17 protein-coding genes are annotated in these 18,442 nt (G+C 66.4%); 13 read left to right on the top strand and 4 right to left on the bottom strand.

Going from position 1 to position 18,442, the window contains the following annotated elements; genetic code table 11:
- The first annotated feature begins 67 nt into the window (after window positions 1–67).
- The 4 genes from BLLJ_RS05140 to BLLJ_RS11610 are packed head-to-tail and all read left to right on the top strand — an operon-like array spanning window position 68 to window position 2,910.
- Complete coding sequence (locus BLLJ_RS05140; RefSeq protein ID WP_013582691.1) at window positions 68–298, top strand: hypothetical protein; 231 nt, start codon at window positions 68–70, stop codon at window positions 296–298.
- Window positions 298–2,100 (top strand): HsdM family class I SAM-dependent methyltransferase, encoded by a 1,803-nt coding sequence (locus BLLJ_RS05135; RefSeq protein ID WP_013582690.1) that lies wholly within the window; start codon window positions 298–300, stop codon window positions 2,098–2,100. The genes BLLJ_RS05140 and BLLJ_RS05135 overlap by 1 nt, the downstream gene beginning before the upstream one ends.
- Window positions 2,087–2,611 carry a restriction endonuclease subunit S gene (locus BLLJ_RS05130; RefSeq protein ID WP_032740806.1) on the top strand — a complete coding sequence of 175 codons (525 nt, stop codon included), beginning with the start codon at window positions 2,087–2,089 and terminating at the stop codon, window positions 2,609–2,611. The genes BLLJ_RS05135 and BLLJ_RS05130 overlap by 14 nt, the downstream gene beginning before the upstream one ends.
- Entirely contained in the window at window positions 2,608–2,910 is a 303-nt protein-coding gene (locus BLLJ_RS11610) for a restriction endonuclease subunit S (protein ID WP_080557737.1), read from the top strand. Before BLLJ_RS05130 ends, BLLJ_RS11610 begins: the two co-directional genes overlap by 4 nt.
- Before the next feature lie 61 nt (window positions 2,911–2,971).
- On the opposite strand, the gene BLLJ_RS05125 is transcribed toward BLLJ_RS11610, so the two are convergent.
- Window positions 2,972–3,196: a type II toxin-antitoxin system HicB family antitoxin gene (locus tag BLLJ_RS05125; RefSeq protein ID WP_126623114.1), complete on the bottom strand. Its 225-nt coding sequence runs from the start codon at window positions 3,194–3,196 to the stop codon at window positions 2,972–2,974.
- 1,046 nt (window positions 3,197–4,242) lie between these two features.
- On the opposite strand from BLLJ_RS05125, the gene BLLJ_RS05120 reads away from it, so the two are divergent.
- The 6 genes from BLLJ_RS05120 (at window position 4,243) to BLLJ_RS05095 (ending at window position 13,523) form a co-directional block, all read left to right on the top strand.
- On the top strand, window positions 4,243–4,554 hold the full coding sequence (locus tag BLLJ_RS05120; protein ID WP_013582687.1) for an AAA family ATPase: 312 nt from the start codon (window positions 4,243–4,245) through the stop codon (window positions 4,552–4,554).
- A 127-nt stretch (window positions 4,555–4,681) separates the two neighbouring features.
- A complete protein-coding gene (gene istA, locus BLLJ_RS05115) occupies window positions 4,682–6,139 on the top strand; it encodes an IS21 family transposase (RefSeq protein WP_013582292.1) in 1,458 nt (485 codons plus the stop codon).
- Window positions 6,136–6,897 carry an IS21-like element helper ATPase IstB gene (gene istB / locus BLLJ_RS05110; protein ID WP_013582291.1) on the top strand — a complete coding sequence of 254 codons (762 nt, stop codon included), beginning with the start codon at window positions 6,136–6,138 and terminating at the stop codon, window positions 6,895–6,897. The genes istA and istB overlap by 4 nt, the downstream gene beginning before the upstream one ends.
- A 96-nt stretch (window positions 6,898–6,993) precedes the next feature.
- Complete coding sequence (locus tag BLLJ_RS05105; RefSeq protein ID WP_013582686.1) at window positions 6,994–8,049, top strand: ATP-dependent DNA helicase; 1,056 nt, start codon at window positions 6,994–6,996, stop codon at window positions 8,047–8,049.
- Between the two features lie 82 nt (window positions 8,050–8,131).
- Window positions 8,132–9,343: a hypothetical protein gene (locus tag BLLJ_RS05100; RefSeq protein ID WP_126623113.1), complete on the top strand. Its 1,212-nt coding sequence runs from the start codon at window positions 8,132–8,134 to the stop codon at window positions 9,341–9,343.
- Window positions 9,344–9,374: 31 nt separating this feature from the next.
- Complete coding sequence (locus BLLJ_RS05095; protein ID WP_013582684.1) at window positions 9,375–13,523, top strand: hypothetical protein; 4,149 nt, start codon at window positions 9,375–9,377, stop codon at window positions 13,521–13,523.
- Here the strand turns inward: BLLJ_RS05095 and BLLJ_RS05090 are convergent.
- Window positions 13,520–13,780 (bottom strand): hypothetical protein, encoded by a 261-nt coding sequence (locus tag BLLJ_RS05090; RefSeq protein WP_012577586.1) that lies wholly within the window; start codon window positions 13,778–13,780, stop codon window positions 13,520–13,522. The genes BLLJ_RS05095 and BLLJ_RS05090 overlap by 4 nt on opposite strands.
- A gap of 15 nt (window positions 13,781–13,795) precedes the next feature.
- Entirely contained in the window at window positions 13,796–15,175 is a 1,380-nt protein-coding gene (locus BLLJ_RS10035; protein ID WP_050579983.1) for a hypothetical protein, read from the bottom strand.
- Between the two features lie 32 nt (window positions 15,176–15,207).
- Here BLLJ_RS10035 and BLLJ_RS05080 point away from each other — a divergent pair, with 32 nt between their 5' ends.
- A complete protein-coding gene (locus BLLJ_RS05080; RefSeq protein WP_230473315.1) occupies window positions 15,208–16,131 on the top strand; it encodes a hypothetical protein in 924 nt (307 codons plus the stop codon).
- Here the strand turns inward: BLLJ_RS05080 and BLLJ_RS05075 are convergent.
- Entirely contained in the window at window positions 16,128–17,423 is a 1,296-nt protein-coding gene (locus tag BLLJ_RS05075; protein ID WP_013582680.1) for a phage tail tip lysozyme, read from the bottom strand. The two genes, BLLJ_RS05080 and BLLJ_RS05075, sit on opposite strands and share 4 nt — an antisense overlap.
- 75 nt (window positions 17,424–17,498) lie before the next feature.
- Between BLLJ_RS05075 and BLLJ_RS05070 the strand changes: the two genes are divergently transcribed.
- Window positions 17,499–17,774: a hypothetical protein gene (locus tag BLLJ_RS05070; protein WP_013582679.1), complete on the top strand. Its 276-nt coding sequence runs from the start codon at window positions 17,499–17,501 to the stop codon at window positions 17,772–17,774.
- Window positions 17,775–17,794: 20 nt separating this feature from the next.
- Window positions 17,795–18,442: a DUF2637 domain-containing protein gene (locus tag BLLJ_RS05065; RefSeq protein ID WP_013582678.1), complete on the top strand. Its 648-nt coding sequence runs from the start codon at window positions 17,795–17,797 to the stop codon at window positions 18,440–18,442.

Raw genomic sequence — 18,442 nt, 5'->3', positions numbered from 1 at the left:
TCTGCGCATCCCATAAAGCAAGATGTATGATTGTGCAATTGTGCAAATGATTAAAGGAGGTCGGGCCATGGCGAACATGTTCGAGCAATACGCCGCCGACCGCGAGGCCGGGCAGAAGAAGACAGAGGAGGCCGTCGTCGCCGACACGACGGCGGACGAGAAGCGCACCACGCTCTCGCTGTCGCTCACCGTGAGCGACAAGAAGGCGCTCAAGATGACGGCTGCGGAGCGTGGGACGACGATTGCCGCAATCATCCACGAGTGGGTGCAGGAGTATCTTGAGGAGGTGGATGAGTAGTGGCGAAGAATATGACAGAGGATGCCGTGCGCGATTTGGCACGTGACATTCTTGGACTTGCGGATAGTGATTTGGCTTGTGCCGGCGTTGGCCAGCTCACGACGTTCAACCAGCTCGGATTTTCAGGCATTGCCGACAAGCCGGACGGCTGGTATCTACCGAAGAACAAGGCGGATGTAGCGCTGGTGTTGGAGACGAAGGCGACGCGCATTGCCCTGGGCAAGGCGCAGGTGGACGAGGTGCTGAAGAACGTCCGCATCATGCAGACACAATATGAGAAGGTTGTCGGCGTTTTGTACAACGGCGAGGATGTGCGCGTGTTCAAGGGCGAGGAGGAAGTCAAGACGCCCGACAAGTTGCAGCATGTCGGCTATTACCTGTCGCTCTATACCGTCGATAGCATCGACAAGGAGCGCATCTACCAGCTGACGGCACGTATCAACAACTGCCTGCATTTCGAGTTCGGCATCAAGAACCTGTACCACCGCATGATTTTCACGGCATGCGCGTTGGTTGCCGAGCGTTACGGTGCGGGATTGAAGCGTCTGAAAGACCTTGGGTATGAGACGTTCCATACGGCGATTCACTCGACGCTTGCAAAATCATTGATAGCCAGTCGCAAACAGAATGCGAAAATTGACATCCTGCTGGAGGAATATTCCGACATCAAGATGAACACGACCGACAACCAGAAGGCAATCAATGACTTCATCGACTGGGTCGTCGAGATTTCCGAGTGCGTCAACTCGAACGAATGGCGCGGCGAGGACGTGATGGGCATTTTCTTCAACGAGTTCAACCGTTACAAGAAAAAGTCCGAATCGGGGCAGATATTCACGCCCGAGCACATCACGGACTTCATATACAAGATTCTCGAAGTGAACATGGACGACTGCGTTCTGGACGCCACGTGCGGTTCCGGCGGCTTCCTCGTGAAGGCCATGGCGAACATGATTCGCGAGGCCGGCGGCATGGAAACGAAGAAGGCCGGCGAGATTAAATCCAAGCAGCTCTACGGCATCGAGTTCGACCGCGAGATTTACGCGCTGGCGTGCGCGAACATGCTGATTCACAAGGACGGCAAGACGAACCTTGAACAGATGGATACTCGCACGGATGCAGCCAACGAATGGATGCAGTCCAAGCCGATCACGAAGGTGCTGATGAACCCGCCGTACGAGAACAAGTACGGCTGCATGACCATCGTCGAGAACGTGATGGACAGCGTTCCCGCACATACCCAGTGCGCGTTCATCCTGCCGGACAAGAAGCTGGAGAAAGCATCGAAGGCGCAGATGAAGCGCATTCTGAAGAACCATCGCCTGCGCAAGGTCATCAAGCTGCCGGAAGACCTGTTCTTCGGCGTGGGCGTGACCACGAGCATCTTCGTGTTCGAGGCGGGCGTCGGACAGGACGGCAAGGAGTTTTTCGCCTGTTACATGGAGTCCGATGGTCTGGCGACGGTCAAGAACAAGGGACGCCATGACGTCTACGGCAAGTGGGCGGCCATTGAGGCTCATTGGGTCGATGTGGTCGAGAAGCAGTCCGGCGACGATACATGCCAGTGGGTGAACCCCGCCGAGCACCTGTCCTATCAGATGCCGCAGAAGCCGTTCGAGATATTCGAGGAGGACTTCCGCAAGACGGCGATGGACTACCTGATGTTCCGGCAGGGCATCGACGCAAAGGAGTTCGGCGAGAAGCTGCTGGACACAGCGATGTATTCGAGCCGAGTGAGCGCCGATGACAAGTCCGTGACCGTAACCATGAGGAAAGGCGGAGACGGCGATGGCGAAGATTGATACGAACGGATGGAAAGAGTTCAAGATAGGTAAGTTGTTTGAAATAAAGCGACCAGTTGCTCGTAGTCAAGCAAAGTATGAAGACGGAAATATTCCTTTTGTTGCATCTGGAAATTTCAACAATGGTGTCACTAAGTGGTGTAAGCCAAAAGATGATGAAGTGCTGGATGCAGGAAATTGCATCACAGTAAGTCCGATTGATGGTTCAGCTTTTTATCAAGCCAAGCCTTTTCTGGGTCGTGGTGGTGCTGGTTCTGCAATCTTGATGTTGCACAATGCAGGTTTAACAGAACTGTCGGGACTATTTGTTTCGTCTGTGATTCGCCAGTCACTGACCAAATATACGTATTCTGACCAGTTAAATTCCAAGACTATAGAAGACGAAATGATTCGTTTGCCCGTTGATACGTCCGGCGAGCCTGATTGGGCTTACATGGACGAGTACATGTCGGCAGTCATGAAAGAGTCTGAAGCAAGCCTTGAGAGTCTGAAGCAAGCCTTGAGAGGCTGAGGCAAGCCGATGAGAGCAAGCATGCGCTGGGCATAGCCGAATGGCAGGAGTTTGTTATTTGGAAGCTGTTTGACGTTGTTAAAGGAACAAGGCTGACAAAAGCAAATATGATTCCGGGTGATATACGCTTTATCGGTTCTTCTGCGATGAACAACGGTTGCACCGCAATGGTCGGTAATACCGAGAATATGCACCCAGCCAATACAATTACCGTATGCTACAACGGTAGTGTTGGCGAGACGTTCTACCAAGACCGGCCTTTTCTCGCTTCGGATGATTTGACTTCTCCCCACGGCTAAAGCCGGGGGATTCTAAGCTTTGATGTGACATGCGCCCCCGGAACGGCGTCCGGGTTGCGTCTTACGGTCTCGTGGGCTTCAGGCTCGCCCCGTTCTCCATGCGCTCGTCCACGATATCGGGCCTATTGCCATCGAAGTAGAAGGGGATGCCCTCGAGGGCAAGCTTCCTCGTGTCGTCGAAGGTGTCCCCGACGGCGGAGAATCCCGGCATGTCCGGGGAGTCGGCCCACCATGCGCCCTCGTCACGGTGGTATACGATCTTCACTGATTTCACGTGTGCGCTCATTTGAGTATCTCCCGAATCTCGACCTCCGACAGTCCGACGTCCTTAGCGAGGATTTTCCTCACCAACGCCCCGGTGTGGCTGTACAGCGTCCATCTGTACAGCCAATCGTGACGTCCCCCCGGCCTGTTCTGTATGCATGTATGCATTTGTATGCATCCGGGGATGCATACAGAAAAAGCTTGGAAAAAGCCCGAAAACCCTTATATATAAAGGAAAGAACAGAATTCCTTTCTCTTGTATGCATTGTATGCATCAATATAAGGGGTTTCCTTCCTTTTCCCGAATCCCCTATAAGGGAATGATGCATACAATGCATACACGCGTGGAGGCCGCCCCGGAACGCTGGAAACAAGCCGAAACGAAGAACGGGCATGTATGCATCCCCTGATGCATACGGATGCATACACGCGCCCCGGAATGCATACACGGCCCGGAGGCCGATCGGACGCATGCCCCGGCGCATGACCGAAGACCTCACTTTCGACGCGAAGGCGCTCGCCATGCTGTCCGAACCCTTCCAGCCTGTCCTTGTCTTCCATCGCGAGACTCCTTTCCCTCTGGAACATACGGGTCGGCGATCCGGGCGTTCAATCGCGAACAGTCCGTCTGTGTACTGTCGGCCGCCCCTCGTCATGCCCGCCGGGGCCATGGATCCACCGTATCGGGGTCGGAAGGGCCTGGAAAACAGTCCGTCAGTGTACTGTTTTCACCCCGATGTATGCATGTATGCATCTGTATGCATCCGGGGATGCATACAGAAAAAGCCCGGAAAAAGCCCGAAAACCCTTATAAATAAAGGAAAAAATATAATTCCTTTATCTTGTATGCATTGTATGCATCAATATATGGGGTTTCCTTCCTTTTCCCGAATCCTCTATAAGGGAATGATGCATACAATGCATACACGCGTGGAGGCCGCCCCGGAACGCTGGAAACAAGCCGAAACGGAGAACGGGCGTGTATGCATCCCCTGATGCATACGGATGCATACAGCCCGGCCGGAATGCATACACGGCCCGGAGGCCGACTGACGCATACCCCGGCGCATGACCGAAGACCTCACTTTCGACGCGAAGGCGCTCGCCATGCTGTCCGAACCCCAGGGCGTCTCGATCCTGACCGGCAAGGCGGGCACGGGCAAAAGCACCCTCGTCAACCATTGGCGAAGCACGATCGCGCCGCGCAACACGCTCACCCTCGCGCCCACCGGCATCGCCGCCCTCAACGTGAACGGGACCACCATCCACCGGTTCATCCACGCCAAGCCCGGCGTCACCCCGGCCGAGGCGGCCCGCAAGGGACGCGAGAACGCCCGCGACCCCCTCTACCGGATGCTGGGCGCTGTATGTGTTCAATAGGGAGTTGAGGTTTTAGTCACGTAGTTTTTTCGGGTTTAGGCAGAAAGGCATGCCGACCACCCGTGGGCCTTAGCCTGATGGTGCTTCGAATCCATTCGGGAAAGGGCCGGAAAGGCAAATGATCAGCATGCCCAAAATACAGTCTATCCGTCAGAGGCGCAGGAATGGGGAGTCCGTCGCCTCGATCGCGCGCGGCGAGAAGGTCAGCGAGCCGACCGTGCGCAAGTATCTCAAGGCCGACGACCTGTCGGCCAGGCCTCCGGTAAGGAGACGCCGTGGCTCGGTGCTCGACGAGTGGATTCCCGTGATCGAGGGCATGCTCGCCGAGGACCGGGAGACCTGGCACAAGCAACGTCACACGGCGACGCGCATCCACGAGCGGTTGCGTGACGAGTACGGGGTGGAGGCGTCGTTGTCGACGGTGACCCGGACGGTGGCCCGGTTGAAGCGTGAGTTCATGGCGGAGCGCGAGATGGGTTTCCTGGACCTGTCGTGGCATCCGGGCGAATGCCAGGCGGACTTCGGCCAGGTCGACGTGCGCTACCGGGGCGTCGTGACGCGGATGCGGCATTTCGTGTTGGATTTCCCGTACTCGAACATCTCGCCGTGCCAGCTGATGCCCGGGGAGAACGCGGAATGCACGTGTCAGGCTTTGCTTAACCTGTTCGAATGGCTGGGCGGGGTGCCCCGGCGCATCGTGTACGACAATGCCGCCGGCGTGGGCCGCCGACGGTTCGACGAGATCCGCCTGACCCGCCTGTTCCAGGCGTTCCAGGCCCATTACGGGTTCGAGTACTCGTTCTGCAACCCGTACTCGGGCCACGAGAAGGGCGCGGTCGAGGCCAGGGTCGGGGCCGTGCGCCGAAGGCTGTTCGTGCCGGTGCCCAGCGTGTGGAGCCTCGACAACTTCAACCTGCGCCTTCCCGACCGCTGTCTCGAGCTGGGGGACAAGGACCATTACAGGAAGGGCGAGAGCCAGGCCGGCCTGTTCGAGGATGATCGCAAGGCGCTGCTGCCCCTGCCCGCCAAGCCGTTCGACGTGGTCACGTGGACGAGGATGAAGGCCGACAAATACGGAAACGTCACCGTCCAGGGCCGCCACCGGTACGCGGCCGGACCCGAACACGCCGGCCATGAGATGATCGTCGGCCTGAGGGCCCTGGAGGTGGAGATCCTCGATGCCGAAGGCAAACGCGTGATCACGCATCCGAGGTCCTACGGGGACAAGCCGACCGACAGCGGCGACCCGTCGAGCCAGCTCGGGCTGTTGTGCGACCGGCCGGCGGCCTGGCGCAACAGCCGGGTGCGCGACGCGATGCCCGACCCGCTTCGCGAATGGATCGACGCGCAGGACGAGGCCACGCGGCGCGACAGCCTGCGTGCCCTGCTGCACGCCGACGGCGAGAGCGGCTGGCGGGCGGCCGTGGCCGGCATGCTCGAGATCCTCGAATCCACCGGAGGCACGGACCGGGCCGGGGTATGTCTGGCCGCGGCACGCCACGCCTCGGGCCTGGGACCCGTGGCCTACGACGACCCCGTGGACCTGAGCGAATACGACATCGCCTACACCAAGGAGGACGAGTGAACCAGAAGAACGGACGGACCGACCCCGGCCCGCTGCGCGAGCGGGCGAGGAGCCTGTTCATCTCGCAGGCCACCATCGACGAAACGCTCGAATGGGCCACGCCCCGCCAACTGGACGCCATCGACCGCATGCTCGCCACGGAACTGGCCAACAGGGAGGCCTCCAAACGGGCAAGGCTCATGCGCCAGGCCCGGTTCCCGGTGCCCAAAAGCCTCGACGGCTACGACTTCGCGAACGTGCGCCTGCCCGACGGATACACCAAGGAGCAGCTGACCGGCCTCGATTTCGTGGCCAAGGCGCAGGACCTCGTGTTCTACGGCAAGACGGGACGCGGCAAGACCCACCTGGCCACCGCCCTGGGCATGCTCGCCATCGAGCAAGGCAGGAGCGTGAGGTTCCGGCAGACCGCGGAGCTCGTGCTCCAGCTCGGCAAGGCCAAACGCGACGGCGCCCTCGACAACCTGCTCAAAGACCTCGCCCGTGCCGACCTGATCATCCTCGACGAGTTCGGCTACGTGCCCTTCGACATCGACGGGGCCCGCCTCCTCTACCAGATCATCGCCGGCAGCTACGAGCGGCGCAGCATCATCTTCACCACGAACATCGAGTTCAGCAAATGGGGGACGATCTTCGCCGACGACAAACTCGCCGCCGCGATCATCGACCGCATCGTCCACCACGGACGCCTCATCGAATTCACCGGCCCCAGCCGACGCGTCAGCCAGGCCCTCATGTTCGGCAAGACGGACAACCAGTAAAACAAACCACCGGCCGGCACTCCTCATGCCGAAAACCGAAAAAAATTAGTGACGAAACACGAAACACCGACTTGACTAAATACACTGGGCGCGATCGTGATCGACGAGGTCAGCATGGTGCGCGCCGACCTCATGGACTGCCTCGACCGGTTCCTCCAAGGCGCGCGCGGCGACGACCGCCCGTTCGGCGGCCTCAGGACCATACTGGTCGGCGACCTCGCCCAACTGCCGCCCGTCGTCGACGAACGCCGGGAAGGCGCCGCGTTCCGGCCCGGCGGCCAATGGGACGGCCCCTGGTTCTTCCAATCCCACGCGATCGCCCGCCTGCTCGACCGGGGGCTGCTCGCCGGCGTCGCGCTCGCCCGGGTGCACCGGCAGTCCGACCCCGTGTTCGTCAACGCGTTGAACGCGTTGCGCGACGGGACGCCCGGACCGGCCGCGCTCGCCGTGATCAACCGGCGGACGGGAGCCCCCTGGACGCCCGGGGGGAGCGTCGTCCTGTGCGCCGCCAACCGGCGGGCCGACGCCATCAACAAGGCGATGCTCGACCGTCTGCCCGCCCCGCCCATGCGCTTCGCCGCCCGGGCGGGCGGCGAATGGAACCAGACCCTGGAGCCCGCGCCGCGCCTGCTCGACGTGAAGCCCGGCATGCGCGTCATGATGCTGTCCAACGATCCGACGGGTTTGTGGGCGAACGGCACCATGGGCGTCCTGGAGCATATGGACCCGGCGGGCCCGGTCGCGACCGTCCGCATGGACGACGGGACGGTCGCCGACGTGGGCGTCCACGCGTGGGAGATCGTCGCGCCGCGCATCGTCCGCGACCCCGACGAGCCCGACAAGCCCGGGCGTCTGGAGAACGTGGTGGTCGGCTCCTACCGGCAGCTGCCGTTCAGGCCCGGCTGGGCGGTCACCATCCACAAAAGCCAGGGCAGGACGTTCGACCGGGTGCGGCTCGAGCTCGGCCCGCGCCCCCTGTTCGCCGCCGGGCAGGCGTACGTCGCGTTGAGCCGGTGCACGTCCCTGGCCGGCCTGAGCCTCGACCGGCCGCTCACGGCACGCGACGTGAAGGCCGATCCGGCGGTCGCCGGGTTCATGGGCCGGCTCGCCCGCCCCAGGCCGCCCATGCCCGTGCAGGACAGCCTGTTCTGAATCGGGCTGAAAAAAACGTCCGCCGGGGGGGGGACGCATGCGTCGCGGCGACGATGCCGGGGCGCGATGACGGGAGAACACGATGAGCCTTAGGAAACTGTCGGAAAGCCAATGGAACCTGCTGATGGCCCACTACGGCGAGCCGGAGACCCGCGAACGATGGGGCGGGACCGTGCCGAACTCGTTCGAGGCGGCGAGCGCGAACGCGGCGCGCGCGGCCGCCCGCACCGGCTGCTTCGCCGTGGACGATGCGGCCGGAGGCTGGCGCGCGCGCCGCCTGACCGTCACCGGCATGGGACGCGACACGGCCCGTGACGCGATACGCATGGCGGAGGCGGGCGAACCGCTGCCGAAGGCCATACGCCGCGCGCTCGCCGCGCATGAACCCGGCCTCGTGCTCGCGGACCCGGATCCGAAAATCCGTCTGGACGCGTTGAAGCATATGGGCATGCTGACGGACGGCCGGCTGGATTCGTTCCTGGACGATCCGGATCCGACGGTGCGCCTCGAACTGGTGGACCATACGCCCGACGACCGTCTGCACGTGTTCGGCAAGGAGACGGACCCGGGGGTCCTGACGAAACTCGAATACCGTGCCCCCGGCTGGATCGCCGACCGCGCCGTCCGCCTGTTCGAAACCGGAAGCCCGGACGCCGCATGGCTCGTGCTCCGGTACGGCCGGCCGGACGCGGCCCTGTTGCGCCGGATCGCCGAATCCGGCCTGGCCGACCGGGCGTGCTGGAGCCTGTACGCGCCGGACGCCGCGGCACGCGACGGTTCGGACCGTCCCACGCTCACGGAGAAGGACATCCGCCTCCTGCTCGAACACGGCGACCCGGACATGGTCGGCTCCTACCTGTCCGGCTGGATGCCCGACGACGATCCGCGCCGCGAACGCCTGACCGAAACCCTGTACGACCATTGGGCGGAGCACGGGTCGGCCGGCCTGCTGGAACGCCTCTCCCTCAGCGTCGAAAGGCAGATGTTCACGCCCCGCCGCGTCGACATGATCCTCGAACGTGGTTCGGGCGCGGCCACGCTCGCCCGCCTCGGCGACGGCCTGTCGTCCGCGCAGGTGGACATGCTGCTCGCCTACGCGGACGCGCATGCGATGGACGTGCTCTACCGGCGCCGACGGCACGGCGGCTACACGCCACGCCAATTGCGGCTGCTGGCTGCGGGGTCGCCGGATGCGCGGCGCGCGATGCGCGAGGCGGCCGGCCTGCTGGCGCGCCTGTGCTCGGATCCGACGGATCCGGACGGTCTGGGCGCGATCCTCGCCACGCTCGGCTGACCGTCATGCGACGCGCGCATAGGCGCGCCGCATGACGAGGAAACGCATTGTCAGGGAGACGGGCACGTTCGCCCGGCATATGGGCGGCGGGTTCGTGCGCACGGTCAACGGCGCCGCATGGCTGTACATGAGGATGCCCGACCAGCCGTCCGTCACGGACGCGTCCGGCATGGAGGAGCGTTTGAAGGCCGCCCGCCCCATGCTGTCGATACTCGGCGGGCTCGCCGACCGGACGCCGCGCGTCCCATTCGCCGGACGCAAGGCCATGAAGGGCCTGTACCGGCGGGTCCACATCCTCGCGGTCAGCGGCTCCCGCCCCTTCGAACCCAGTCCCACGCTCGACCCGGACAACCGGCTGCGCCTCGCCGCCGAACAGGAGGGGCTCGCCGTGCGCGACCGGTTCACCCTGTTCGGCGTCCGGCTGAACACGGGCGGCGGGCAGGGCGGCGTGAAAGGGTTCCTGAAAGGCGTCGCCGACGAGGACGGGTGGACGCCCGACGACGCGTTCGAACACGATCTGGAGGATGTGCGCGCCCTCATGGAGGACGCGGGCTGCCGCATCCCGTCCGACGCGACGATGCGCCGCGCCATGGCGTTCTGGCCCACCGACCGCAAGCCCGAGGGACTGCCCGTCATGGTCGAGCACGACCACATGCACACGTTCCCCGACTACCGGTCCGCGTTCGTCGCGGCCCGCATGCGCGAGAAGGTCGACGACTGCCGCAAATGGTCGGCGAGGATTCCCGGCTCCTACCCTTTGACCGTGGTCACGCTCGGCGTGCTCCCCTTCAAGGGCGAGAACAACACCGCCCCCGGCTCCGACTGGGCGGCCGGCCTCCTGGACGCGAGCCGGTGCGGGGCGGTCGCGATCAGCGTGAAGGGCCTGGTCGAACCGGGGGAGATGACCCGCGAGCAATTGGACAAGGACGCGGACAAGGTGCTCGACAAGGCGTACGAGCAGGCGGCGGGCGGCCGCAAGGCGAACCTGGGCGTGGCGCGCGAGCTGGAGGCGGCGAACGGCGAATACCAGGCGGACGGCAAGCCGTGGCCCACGCTCGTCCAGGCGCATGCGCACGCCGCACTGCCCATGATCGTGGAGCAGTCGAACCGCGTCCCCTATCCGGGGCACGTCGGGTTGAACCCGGACCGTCAGGAGGCCGCGTTCGAGGACATGCAGATCGGTTCCGACGACATGATCGAATACGATCCGTCCCCCCTGTACTGGCCGGCCCCGATCCTCGCGTTCAGCGGGCTCGCGGGCTGTTCCATGACGGGCGACGATTCGGGGCGCGGCCTGGACTCCGACCTGCCGGGCGCGTTCGTGGGCGTCACGGAGGCGGACGGGCAGCCGGTCTACGATTCGCCGTTCGCCGCGTCCAGACGCAGCGGGAAAGCGATTTCCATAATCGTGGGCAGCACAGGATCCGGAAAATCGGTTTCCCTCGACACGCCTCTCCCCGTCCCCCCGCAGAAAAGGTTCCCCGAGGGCGGCCTCGTGCCGTTGCGCGACCTCGAGGACGGCGACATGCTCTATGCGCGCGACGGGAAAACCTACCCGATTCTCGGCATGAGCCCCATCGGTGACGACGACATGTACGAGATCGTCCTGTCCGACGGGCAGAGGATCAAAGCCAGCGGCGACCATCAATGGTGCGCGTGGACATGGCGCGACCGCAACTTCGCCCGCACCGGCAAACACCGGAAGAGCCTCGAACGCCGCGAACGGGTCCGGAAGGCGCAGGAACGGCTGCGCGCCATGGCCGCCGGACACGGCATGGACGAATGGTGGGACTGCGAACGCATCTGGCGCGAGGTCCGGCCCCTCGTCGCGCCGTTCGCGGGCAAGGGCGGGGAGACGTGGGTGAGGAACGCGCTCCGCTTCGCCGACGTGCCCTCCCGCATGCAGCCCGGCAGGGCGCGCAACAGGCCCGGGGGACGCTTCTACGAGCCCGCCCCGCTGCTCGGGCACATCCGCGACAGGTGGGAGCACACCGTCGGCAACGGTTTCGGGGTCGAAGCCAGGGCGCTGCGGCTCGCCAGGCTCGACGGGCTCATCGCCGACCCTCCCGCCGAACCGATCGACACGGCTTGGCTCCTGGAACGGTTCGGGGACCTCGGCGTATCGAAAGGCGCGTTCGAGTCCGCCCTGAGATCCTACGACGGGCCGCGGGCGGAGCCTGCGGGAACGGCCCGTCGCATGCGCGTCGCATGGCCCGCGCCGCTCGCCCTCGCCCGCCTCGCCGACCGCATCGGCTGGCGGTACCGGGACGAACCCGGGTCCGGACACGGCGAACAGACCGTCACCACCCGCGAGATGCTCGACGAGGGGCTGCTCGCCGACGGCGGGCAGGCGAACTGGGCGATCCGCGCCACGGCCCCCGTCCAGGGCGTCCGCACGGACCTGCCCATCGACCCGTGGACGCTCGGCGCATGGCTGGCTGACGGGTCGAAGACCGGCGGCGGCTTCGCTTCCGACCCGTCGAACGGCGACCTCGACCATCTGGAGAACCGTCTGCGAACCGCCGGATACGAGGTCACCCGGAGTGCGTGCGACCCGCAGAAGACCTACGCGAAACGCCTTGTCCGACAGCTCCGGGCGAACGGGCTTTACGGCGACAAGCACATCCCCGAACCCTATTTCCATGCCGATGTCGAACAGAGGCTCGAACTCGTGCGAGGCCTGCTCGACCAGGACGGCGCCATCGACCGGAACGGGAGCGTCGAGTTCACCCAGTCCATCGACCACAAGCCGATCGTCGACGGGCTGACCCGTCTTCTGCGCTCCCTGGGCGTCGTCGTGCACGAGGCCACCCGCACGAAGGCCGGATACACGGCGGACGGGGAACGCCACGAGACCCGCGACCGTCTGCGCCTCACGTTCACCACAAGCCTGCCCGTGTTCTCCCTGCCGCGCAAACGCGCGCTTCTCCCCACTGAATTGCGTGAGACCTCGAAATGGCTGTACGTGAAAGGCATCCGGCCGATCGCCGACTGCCCGCACCGTTGTCTGAGCATTGCCAGCCCCGATCGCACGTACCTGATCGGCGGCTACGTGCCCACGCATAACACCCGGCTCGGCCTGCATGTCGCCGCCCAATGGGGGCGTCTGCCCGACCCCGAGCATCCCGGCGTGCAGATCCCCGTCGTCTTCTGGGATCCGAAACCGAAATCATCCGACTTCGAACCGTTCGTGAGGAAACGCGGCGGCGTGGTCGTCAAGCTCGACCGGCCGGAGGCGCGCGGCATCCTCGACCCGCTGCGCTGCATCCCCAGGCATATGACGGACACGATCGTGCAGACGTCGGTCGCGATGCTCAGCCAGATCACGGGCGGCGCGAACCCGGACCGCGCCTGGGAGATGGGCGTGTCCAGCATCGTCGGCTACGGTTTGCGCCACGGCGCCGACTGTCTGGGCGAATGCGTGCGCCTCGCCTGGGAGGAGTATTCCCATAGGGGGCGGGAGGCGAAGGACATCGACCCGCTCGTCGAAAGGATCCGGCCCGTGTTGGACCGTGCCGTCAAGAACGACCCGTTGATGCCGCTCATCTACGGGACGGAGCCGGGCGGGCGCCGCCTGTCCCTGAGCCAGGGCATGACCCTGATCAGCGCGGGCTCGTTGAACGTGATCACCGACAAGGAGATCCAGGGCGCGCCCACCGACGTGCAGCGCTGGGTGTGCCGCATGGCCGCGCTGGGCGCCTCCTGCCTGGTGATCGGCCGCAACGGGGCCGTCGTCATCGACGAGGCGTGGAGCCTGCTGCAGGACCGGTTCGGCCGGAGCGTCGTCGACCGTATGGGCCGTCTGGCCCGCGACCAGCATTACATGGTGATGATGCTCTCCCAGAAGGCCGACGAGTTCGTGGACGCGGGGATCGAGGATTTCGTCGGCAAGGTGTACGTGCTGGCCGTGGGGGCCCGCAACGAGGGTTCGGGCCGCGACAGCCAGGCGCAGGCCGCCTGCCGGCTCGCGAACCAGCCGTTGGACGGGCGCATGCATGCGCGCATGATGCATGACAGGTATGTGGATCCGGATTCCCGGGCCCCGGACTGGGAGAGCCTGTACCCGTTGAGGGATCCGGAGACGGGCGGGCTGCTGCGCGGGTCGGTCGCCTACCTGCAGGTGGGGGATGCGGCGAGCGCGATCCCGGTGGTGGTGCGCGTCGACGGTTCCCTGGATTAGGAGCGTCGCAGGGTGGGCGCGTAGGCGCGGCGCGTCCACCATACGCCGTGCCCCTGCGCGTCCATGCTGCCGTTGGCGAACGCCGTGTCGCCGTCGAGCCACCAGTTGACGCGTGTCCCGTCCCCGGGTTCGACGTGCAGGTTGGGCGTGTGGATGCCCTGCCCGTCGGGGTCGAACCCGTGGTCGCGCAGGCCGTCGATGATGCGGGCCAGGGTCTGCGCCTGGCCGATGGTGAGTCGTTCGTATGCGTCGTTCATGGGGTCGGGTATGCGTCACATGCTGGCGTCCGCGTTGCCGGGCGCCGGTGTGGGTGTGGGTGTCGGCGTGGGCTGCGGGGCCGGCGTGGGGGTGGTCTGCGGCATGGGCGCCGGCGTGGGGGCGGCGGTCTGGGGCGTGTCCTGCGCCTCGGCCTCCCGTCGCGCCTCGGCCTCCCGTTCGGCCTCCTGTCGCGCCTCGGCCTCCGCCTTCTCCTCCTGTTCGGCCTGCTGCTGCTCCCGTCCGGCCTGCTTGTCGAGCCGTTCGAATTCGCGTTCCTTCGCGGCCAGGCCGTCCGCGTCCTCGGGCGCGGTCTCGGCGAGCGTTTCGAGCGCGGCGAGCGTCTGCCCGCCGGCCTTCGGATGGTTCTTGCGGCTTGCCGCGATCCGGCCGGACAGGTTTTCCCATGCGGCGTCCAGCGCGTTCCGGTTCGCCCTGGCGAGGGTGCGGGCTCGGGCCTTGAGCGTGCGGGCCCGGGCCCTGAGCGTGTCCGTGTCCGCCTTGCAGGACGTGTCGGGCCCGTCGCCGGGTTTCACGCCGAGCGTCTTCGCCTGCCGTGCGAGCCCGTCCCATGTTCCGGCCTGCGCGGTGAGCGTCGCGCACGCCTCGTCGTGGGCCTTCCGCTGCCGGTCGGAGGCGATGAGCGTGCGCGCCGCGACGACGCCGCCCGCCAGGAGGGCGAGGGCGAGGATGGCGGCCGTGGCGGCGATGAGGATGCGGCGCGACGGGCCGGGCCGGCGTGCGGGGGCCGGGGCGGGCTCCCGCACGCCGTCGGCCGGCCCGGCCGCGGGGGTGTCGGTGCCCCAGTCGAAGTCCGCGGGGATGCGCACGCTGGTGCCGGGCACGCTGACGAGCCGCGGCGTCGGATCGGCGTCGTCGGATCGCGGCCCGTCCCCGCCGGCCATGCCCCACCAGTCGTCGTCCGCGTCCATGCCGGGGGTCTCGTCCGTCCCCGTGCGCGCCGGGATCCCGGCCGGCGGGCCCGGCATGGCCTCCCCGCCGGCCATGCCCCACCAGTCGTCGTCCGCATCCGTGTCGTCGCCCGCATGGGCGGCGGGTCCGGCGGGGTCCCGCGCCGTCCGGGCCGGGGGCGCGTCGTCCCCTCCCGCATCGGAGGCCATGCCCCACCAGTCGTCGTCCGCCCCGTCGTCCGGCATGGGATCGGGCGCGTCTTCGGATCGCCCGCCCCTCCCGTCCGCATCCCGCCGGCCGTCGTCCGCCGCGGCGTCCGCCGGATCGGGGTCCGGCGTCGCGTCCGCCGCATCCGGTCCGCTCCCGAAATCCCACCAGCCGTCGTCGACGTCGGATTCCCGCGTCGCGCCCCCATCGGCCGGCTCCGCCGGCGACGGCTCCGCGACGGGTTCGGCGGGACCGGCGGCGAAAGGATTGAACGGCATGTGCGACGCCTATGCGCGCATAGCCTGCGCGCATGAGACCACGATCGCGCACCCTCATAGCCGTCGCCACGCTCGCCGGCGTCATACTGGCCGCCGGATGCGCGCGGCAGGAGACCGACACGGGGAAGACCGGGACGAAACCGCAGGCCGTGACGGCCGCGCCCGACGCGAAGACCGTCGAACACGCCGCGACGTTCGAGAGACGCCTGCGCGAATGGGGCGCCGACAGCACCATCCGCGCCGACACGCTCGCGCGAAAGGACGCGGGAAGCGTGCTCGCCTCACTGCACGGCACGCCGCCCGCGGACGATCCGGCCACGGGCGAGAACCTGCCCGCCCGCCAGGCGGACGCGGGCCCGCACGCCGCCAACCCCGCATGCCGCGCCTACCGGCGGCTCGACCAGGTCGGCGACACGGGCGAACGCGCCTGGTGCGCGGACGGGCTCGACGCGGCCGCATGGCTCGCCCGCATCGCCTGGGGGTACGGGAGCCGGTGGACGGACGGCCCCCACGCGGCCGCGGACGGGACGGGCGTACGCGTGACCGGCACCGTCCGCTTCATGTACCTGGCCGGCAACCAGAACCCGAACACGTTGCACGTGGACGACTGGTGGGGGATCACGCCCACCTGGATCGACTATCCGGTGGACGACAGGCTCACGGTCCGGGACGGGCGGATCACGGGGATCCGCCACCGGCAGGCCGACCCCTGGTGGATCGACCCGTGGCTCGGCGTATGGGACACGGGCATCGGCGACCGGATGAACGGCCGGGGAAGGGTCGGCATCCCCGTGAGGGGCGAACCCGACTGGGGGGCGCTGACCGGCGACGGGCTGACCGTCATCCCGCCCGAAACCCGGTTCATGGCCGACGAAAACGTGGACATGAGCCTGTGGGGGAGCATCCCCGTGCGGGTCGGCGACGGCCAGTCCTGCCAGAACCCGGGCTACTGCTAGAGCTTCCAGCTGTCCTTCCAGAAGAACCCGTTGCCGGAGGCGGCCGCGTATTCGCCTTTCGTCAGCCAGCGCGCGTTGTAGCTGGTCCACAGGCCCGCGCCCCCGTCGTTGAAGTTGCCCTCGCTGATCATGATCTTCCAGCCGGACGGATCCTTGTCCACCTTCTCCACGAACGCGACGTGGTTGTTGCCGCCGCCCCAGAAGCAGACGCCCGCGCCCGGCCTGGGCTCGTCGGAACGCGTCCACCCCTTCGTGCCCGCCGCCCAGTCGGACAGTTGCCCGCCGTTCGCCGTGTGCGGGTTGATGACGTCCCCGTCATGCACCAGCCAGGAGCGGGCCAGCCAATACCAGTAGCACTGGTAGTCGCCCACGGCCTGCCAGTCGAGGGGAGGGGCGCCCATGTCCCCGGCATGGCAGATCTTCAGCTTCGTGGCGCACATCCAGCCGAAGTCATGCGTGTTCGTGGGAGCGCCGCCCACATCCCCGTATTTCGCGTCCCCGTCGGACGAATCGTCCGCATCCGCGTCGCATGACGCGTCCGTGTCCGACGTGTCCGACGGGAAGGCGGCGTCCTTCTTCCCGTCCGGCTTCGATTCGGCCGGGAAGTCGATGTCGGCGAGCTCCTTCGAATCGTAGTAGGAGCGCGCGTACTGCTCGCGTTCCTTCTCATGCCGGTCCGCCCAGTAGGGGCGCCCGTAGCCGGCCATCCAGGCGACGGCCGCATCCTCGGGATTGTCGGCCTTCAGCCACCACGTGTGCAGGTCGTTGTCGGTGGGCTCGTGCCCCTCGGCCCTGACGGCGGCGAGGAAATGGTTGTTGAAATCGGTCTGCGCGGTGGCGACGAGCATGCGGATCTGCACGTCCGCGTCGGAATCCTCGCCCGACACGTGGTTCGCGTCCATCCAGTCGCGGATCTTGCTTCGCGGCGTCCACTGGTTCAGCCCGTAGCCGCGCAGCATGGGATCGGGTTCGCCGATCTGCTCCTGCGCGGGGTTCATGCCCGATTCGAACTGGATGACGCCGAGCACGCCCGCCGTGCTCGCCCTCGAATACCCGGCCTTGGCGAACGCCCTGGCGAGGGACACGGCCACGTCGTTGGGCGTGACCGTCGTCCCCGTCGCCGCCGCGGCCGTCGTGTCCGTGTCGTCCGTACAGTCGGCCATGTCCGCCATGGTGGCCATGGTGGTGGCGGTCATGCCCGCGGGCGCGCCCACGACCACCATGGCGAGCGCGAGCAGCAGGACGAGCGCCGGCGGGCCGGCGGCGAGCAGGAAGGGCAGGAGACGTTTCATGCATGCCGGGCTATGCGCGGGGCCGGGGGACGCATACAAGGCCGGACGGTTGACCATCGAGAAAGGGGACCACCCATGGACGAGACGATCGAGGACATGCGCCGCCTGGCCGGCGTCATTGAGGCCTGGCTTGAGGACAACGAGTACGATCGACGCCGGGCGAGGGCGCGTCATGCCCTGAACCTGTTCAAAGAGGCGGGCGTGGAGCCGGCCCGCGTCGCCCGGGCGGCGGACCCGTCGCATGCGGCCACCCTGGCGCTCGGCCTGTACGACACGTGCGTGAAGGCCCATGACCTCAAACATGCGAGACTGCTGAACCGGGTGGCGGCGGAACTCACGGAGGCCATGTGAACGGGGGGCGCGAGGCGCGCATGTGGCCGGGCGTGACGGTCGCGGTCGTGCTCGCCCTGCTCGCGTTCATCATCAGCTTCGACGCGTTGCGCGCCGTCGGGCTCGCGTGCGGGATCAACGCGTCGCTGGCGTGGATGTTCCCGATCATCATCGACGGGTCGACGCTCGCGTTCACGTGGGCGGCGTGGGCGTTCAAGACGCGGCGCATGGGCACCCTGTACCCGTGGCTCATGCTCGTCCTGTTCAGCGTGATCAGCCTGGCCGGCAACGCGCTGCACGCGCATCCGGTGCGGGTCAACGGGATGCTGCTGCCCGACTGGGTGCCGCCGGTCATCATGACCGTGCCGCCGGTCGCCCTGCTCGCGACCACGCACATGATCGTGCTCGCCGCGGGCCGCACGTTCGACCGGCAGGCCATGGCCGAGGCCGCGTCGCCGGACCCGGCCGGGCCTTCGGCGGCTCCGACGCCGGAGCCCACGCCCGGAATCACGCCCGGACCGGACGACCCCGGACCCGTCATCGAGACGGATCACGATACGGAACCGGGACCGGACACGCCCGGGCCGGCCGACGGGGAGCCGTTGGGGCGACGCTGGGCGCAGGCCCTCGGCGACGCCGGGGACAGCCTCGCCGACAGGATGCTCGCCGCGCACGACACGCGCCCCTGA

This window comes from Bifidobacterium longum subsp. longum JCM 1217 (assembly GCF_000196555.1).
In the GTDB taxonomy this organism is placed as follows: domain Bacteria; phylum Actinomycetota; class Actinomycetes; order Actinomycetales; family Bifidobacteriaceae; genus Bifidobacterium; species Bifidobacterium longum.
The sequence above is the reverse complement of the archived record's forward strand: the minus strand, read 5'-3'. Positions and strand labels throughout refer to the sequence as shown.

Bases quoted from the DNA above. Each gene is read 5' to 3' on its own strand.
- BLLJ_RS05125 (WP_126623114.1), bottom strand. From the start codon at position 3,196: ATGAGCGCACACGTGAAATCAGTGAAGATCGTATACCACCGTGACGAG.
- BLLJ_RS05140 (WP_013582691.1), top strand. From the start codon at position 68: ATGGCGAACATGTTCGAGCAATACGCCGCCGACCGCGAGGCCGGGCAG.
- BLLJ_RS05090 (WP_012577586.1), bottom strand. From the start codon at position 13,780: ATGAACGACGCATACGAACGACTCACCATCGGCCAGGCGCAGACCCTG.
- BLLJ_RS05130 (WP_032740806.1), top strand. From the start codon at position 2,087: ATGGCGAAGATTGATACGAACGGATGGAAAGAGTTCAAGATAGGTAAG.
- BLLJ_RS05075 (WP_013582680.1), bottom strand. From the start codon at position 17,423: ATGAAACGTCTCCTGCCCTTCCTGCTCGCCGCCGGCCCGCCGGCGCTC.
- BLLJ_RS05100 (WP_126623113.1), top strand. From the start codon at position 8,132: ATGAGCCTTAGGAAACTGTCGGAAAGCCAATGGAACCTGCTGATGGCC.
- BLLJ_RS05095 (WP_013582684.1), top strand. From the start codon at position 9,375: ATGACGAGGAAACGCATTGTCAGGGAGACGGGCACGTTCGCCCGGCAT.
- BLLJ_RS05080 (WP_230473315.1), top strand. From the start codon at position 15,208: ATGAGACCACGATCGCGCACCCTCATAGCCGTCGCCACGCTCGCCGGC.
- BLLJ_RS05120 (WP_013582687.1), top strand. From the start codon at position 4,243: ATGACCGAAGACCTCACTTTCGACGCGAAGGCGCTCGCCATGCTGTCC.
- BLLJ_RS10035 (WP_050579983.1), bottom strand. From the start codon at position 15,175: ATGCCGTTCAATCCTTTCGCCGCCGGTCCCGCCGAACCCGTCGCGGAG.
- istA (WP_013582292.1), top strand. From the start codon at position 4,682: ATGCCCAAAATACAGTCTATCCGTCAGAGGCGCAGGAATGGGGAGTCC.
- BLLJ_RS05065 (WP_013582678.1), top strand. From the start codon at position 17,795: ATGTGGCCGGGCGTGACGGTCGCGGTCGTGCTCGCCCTGCTCGCGTTC.
- BLLJ_RS05070 (WP_013582679.1), top strand. From the start codon at position 17,499: ATGGACGAGACGATCGAGGACATGCGCCGCCTGGCCGGCGTCATTGAG.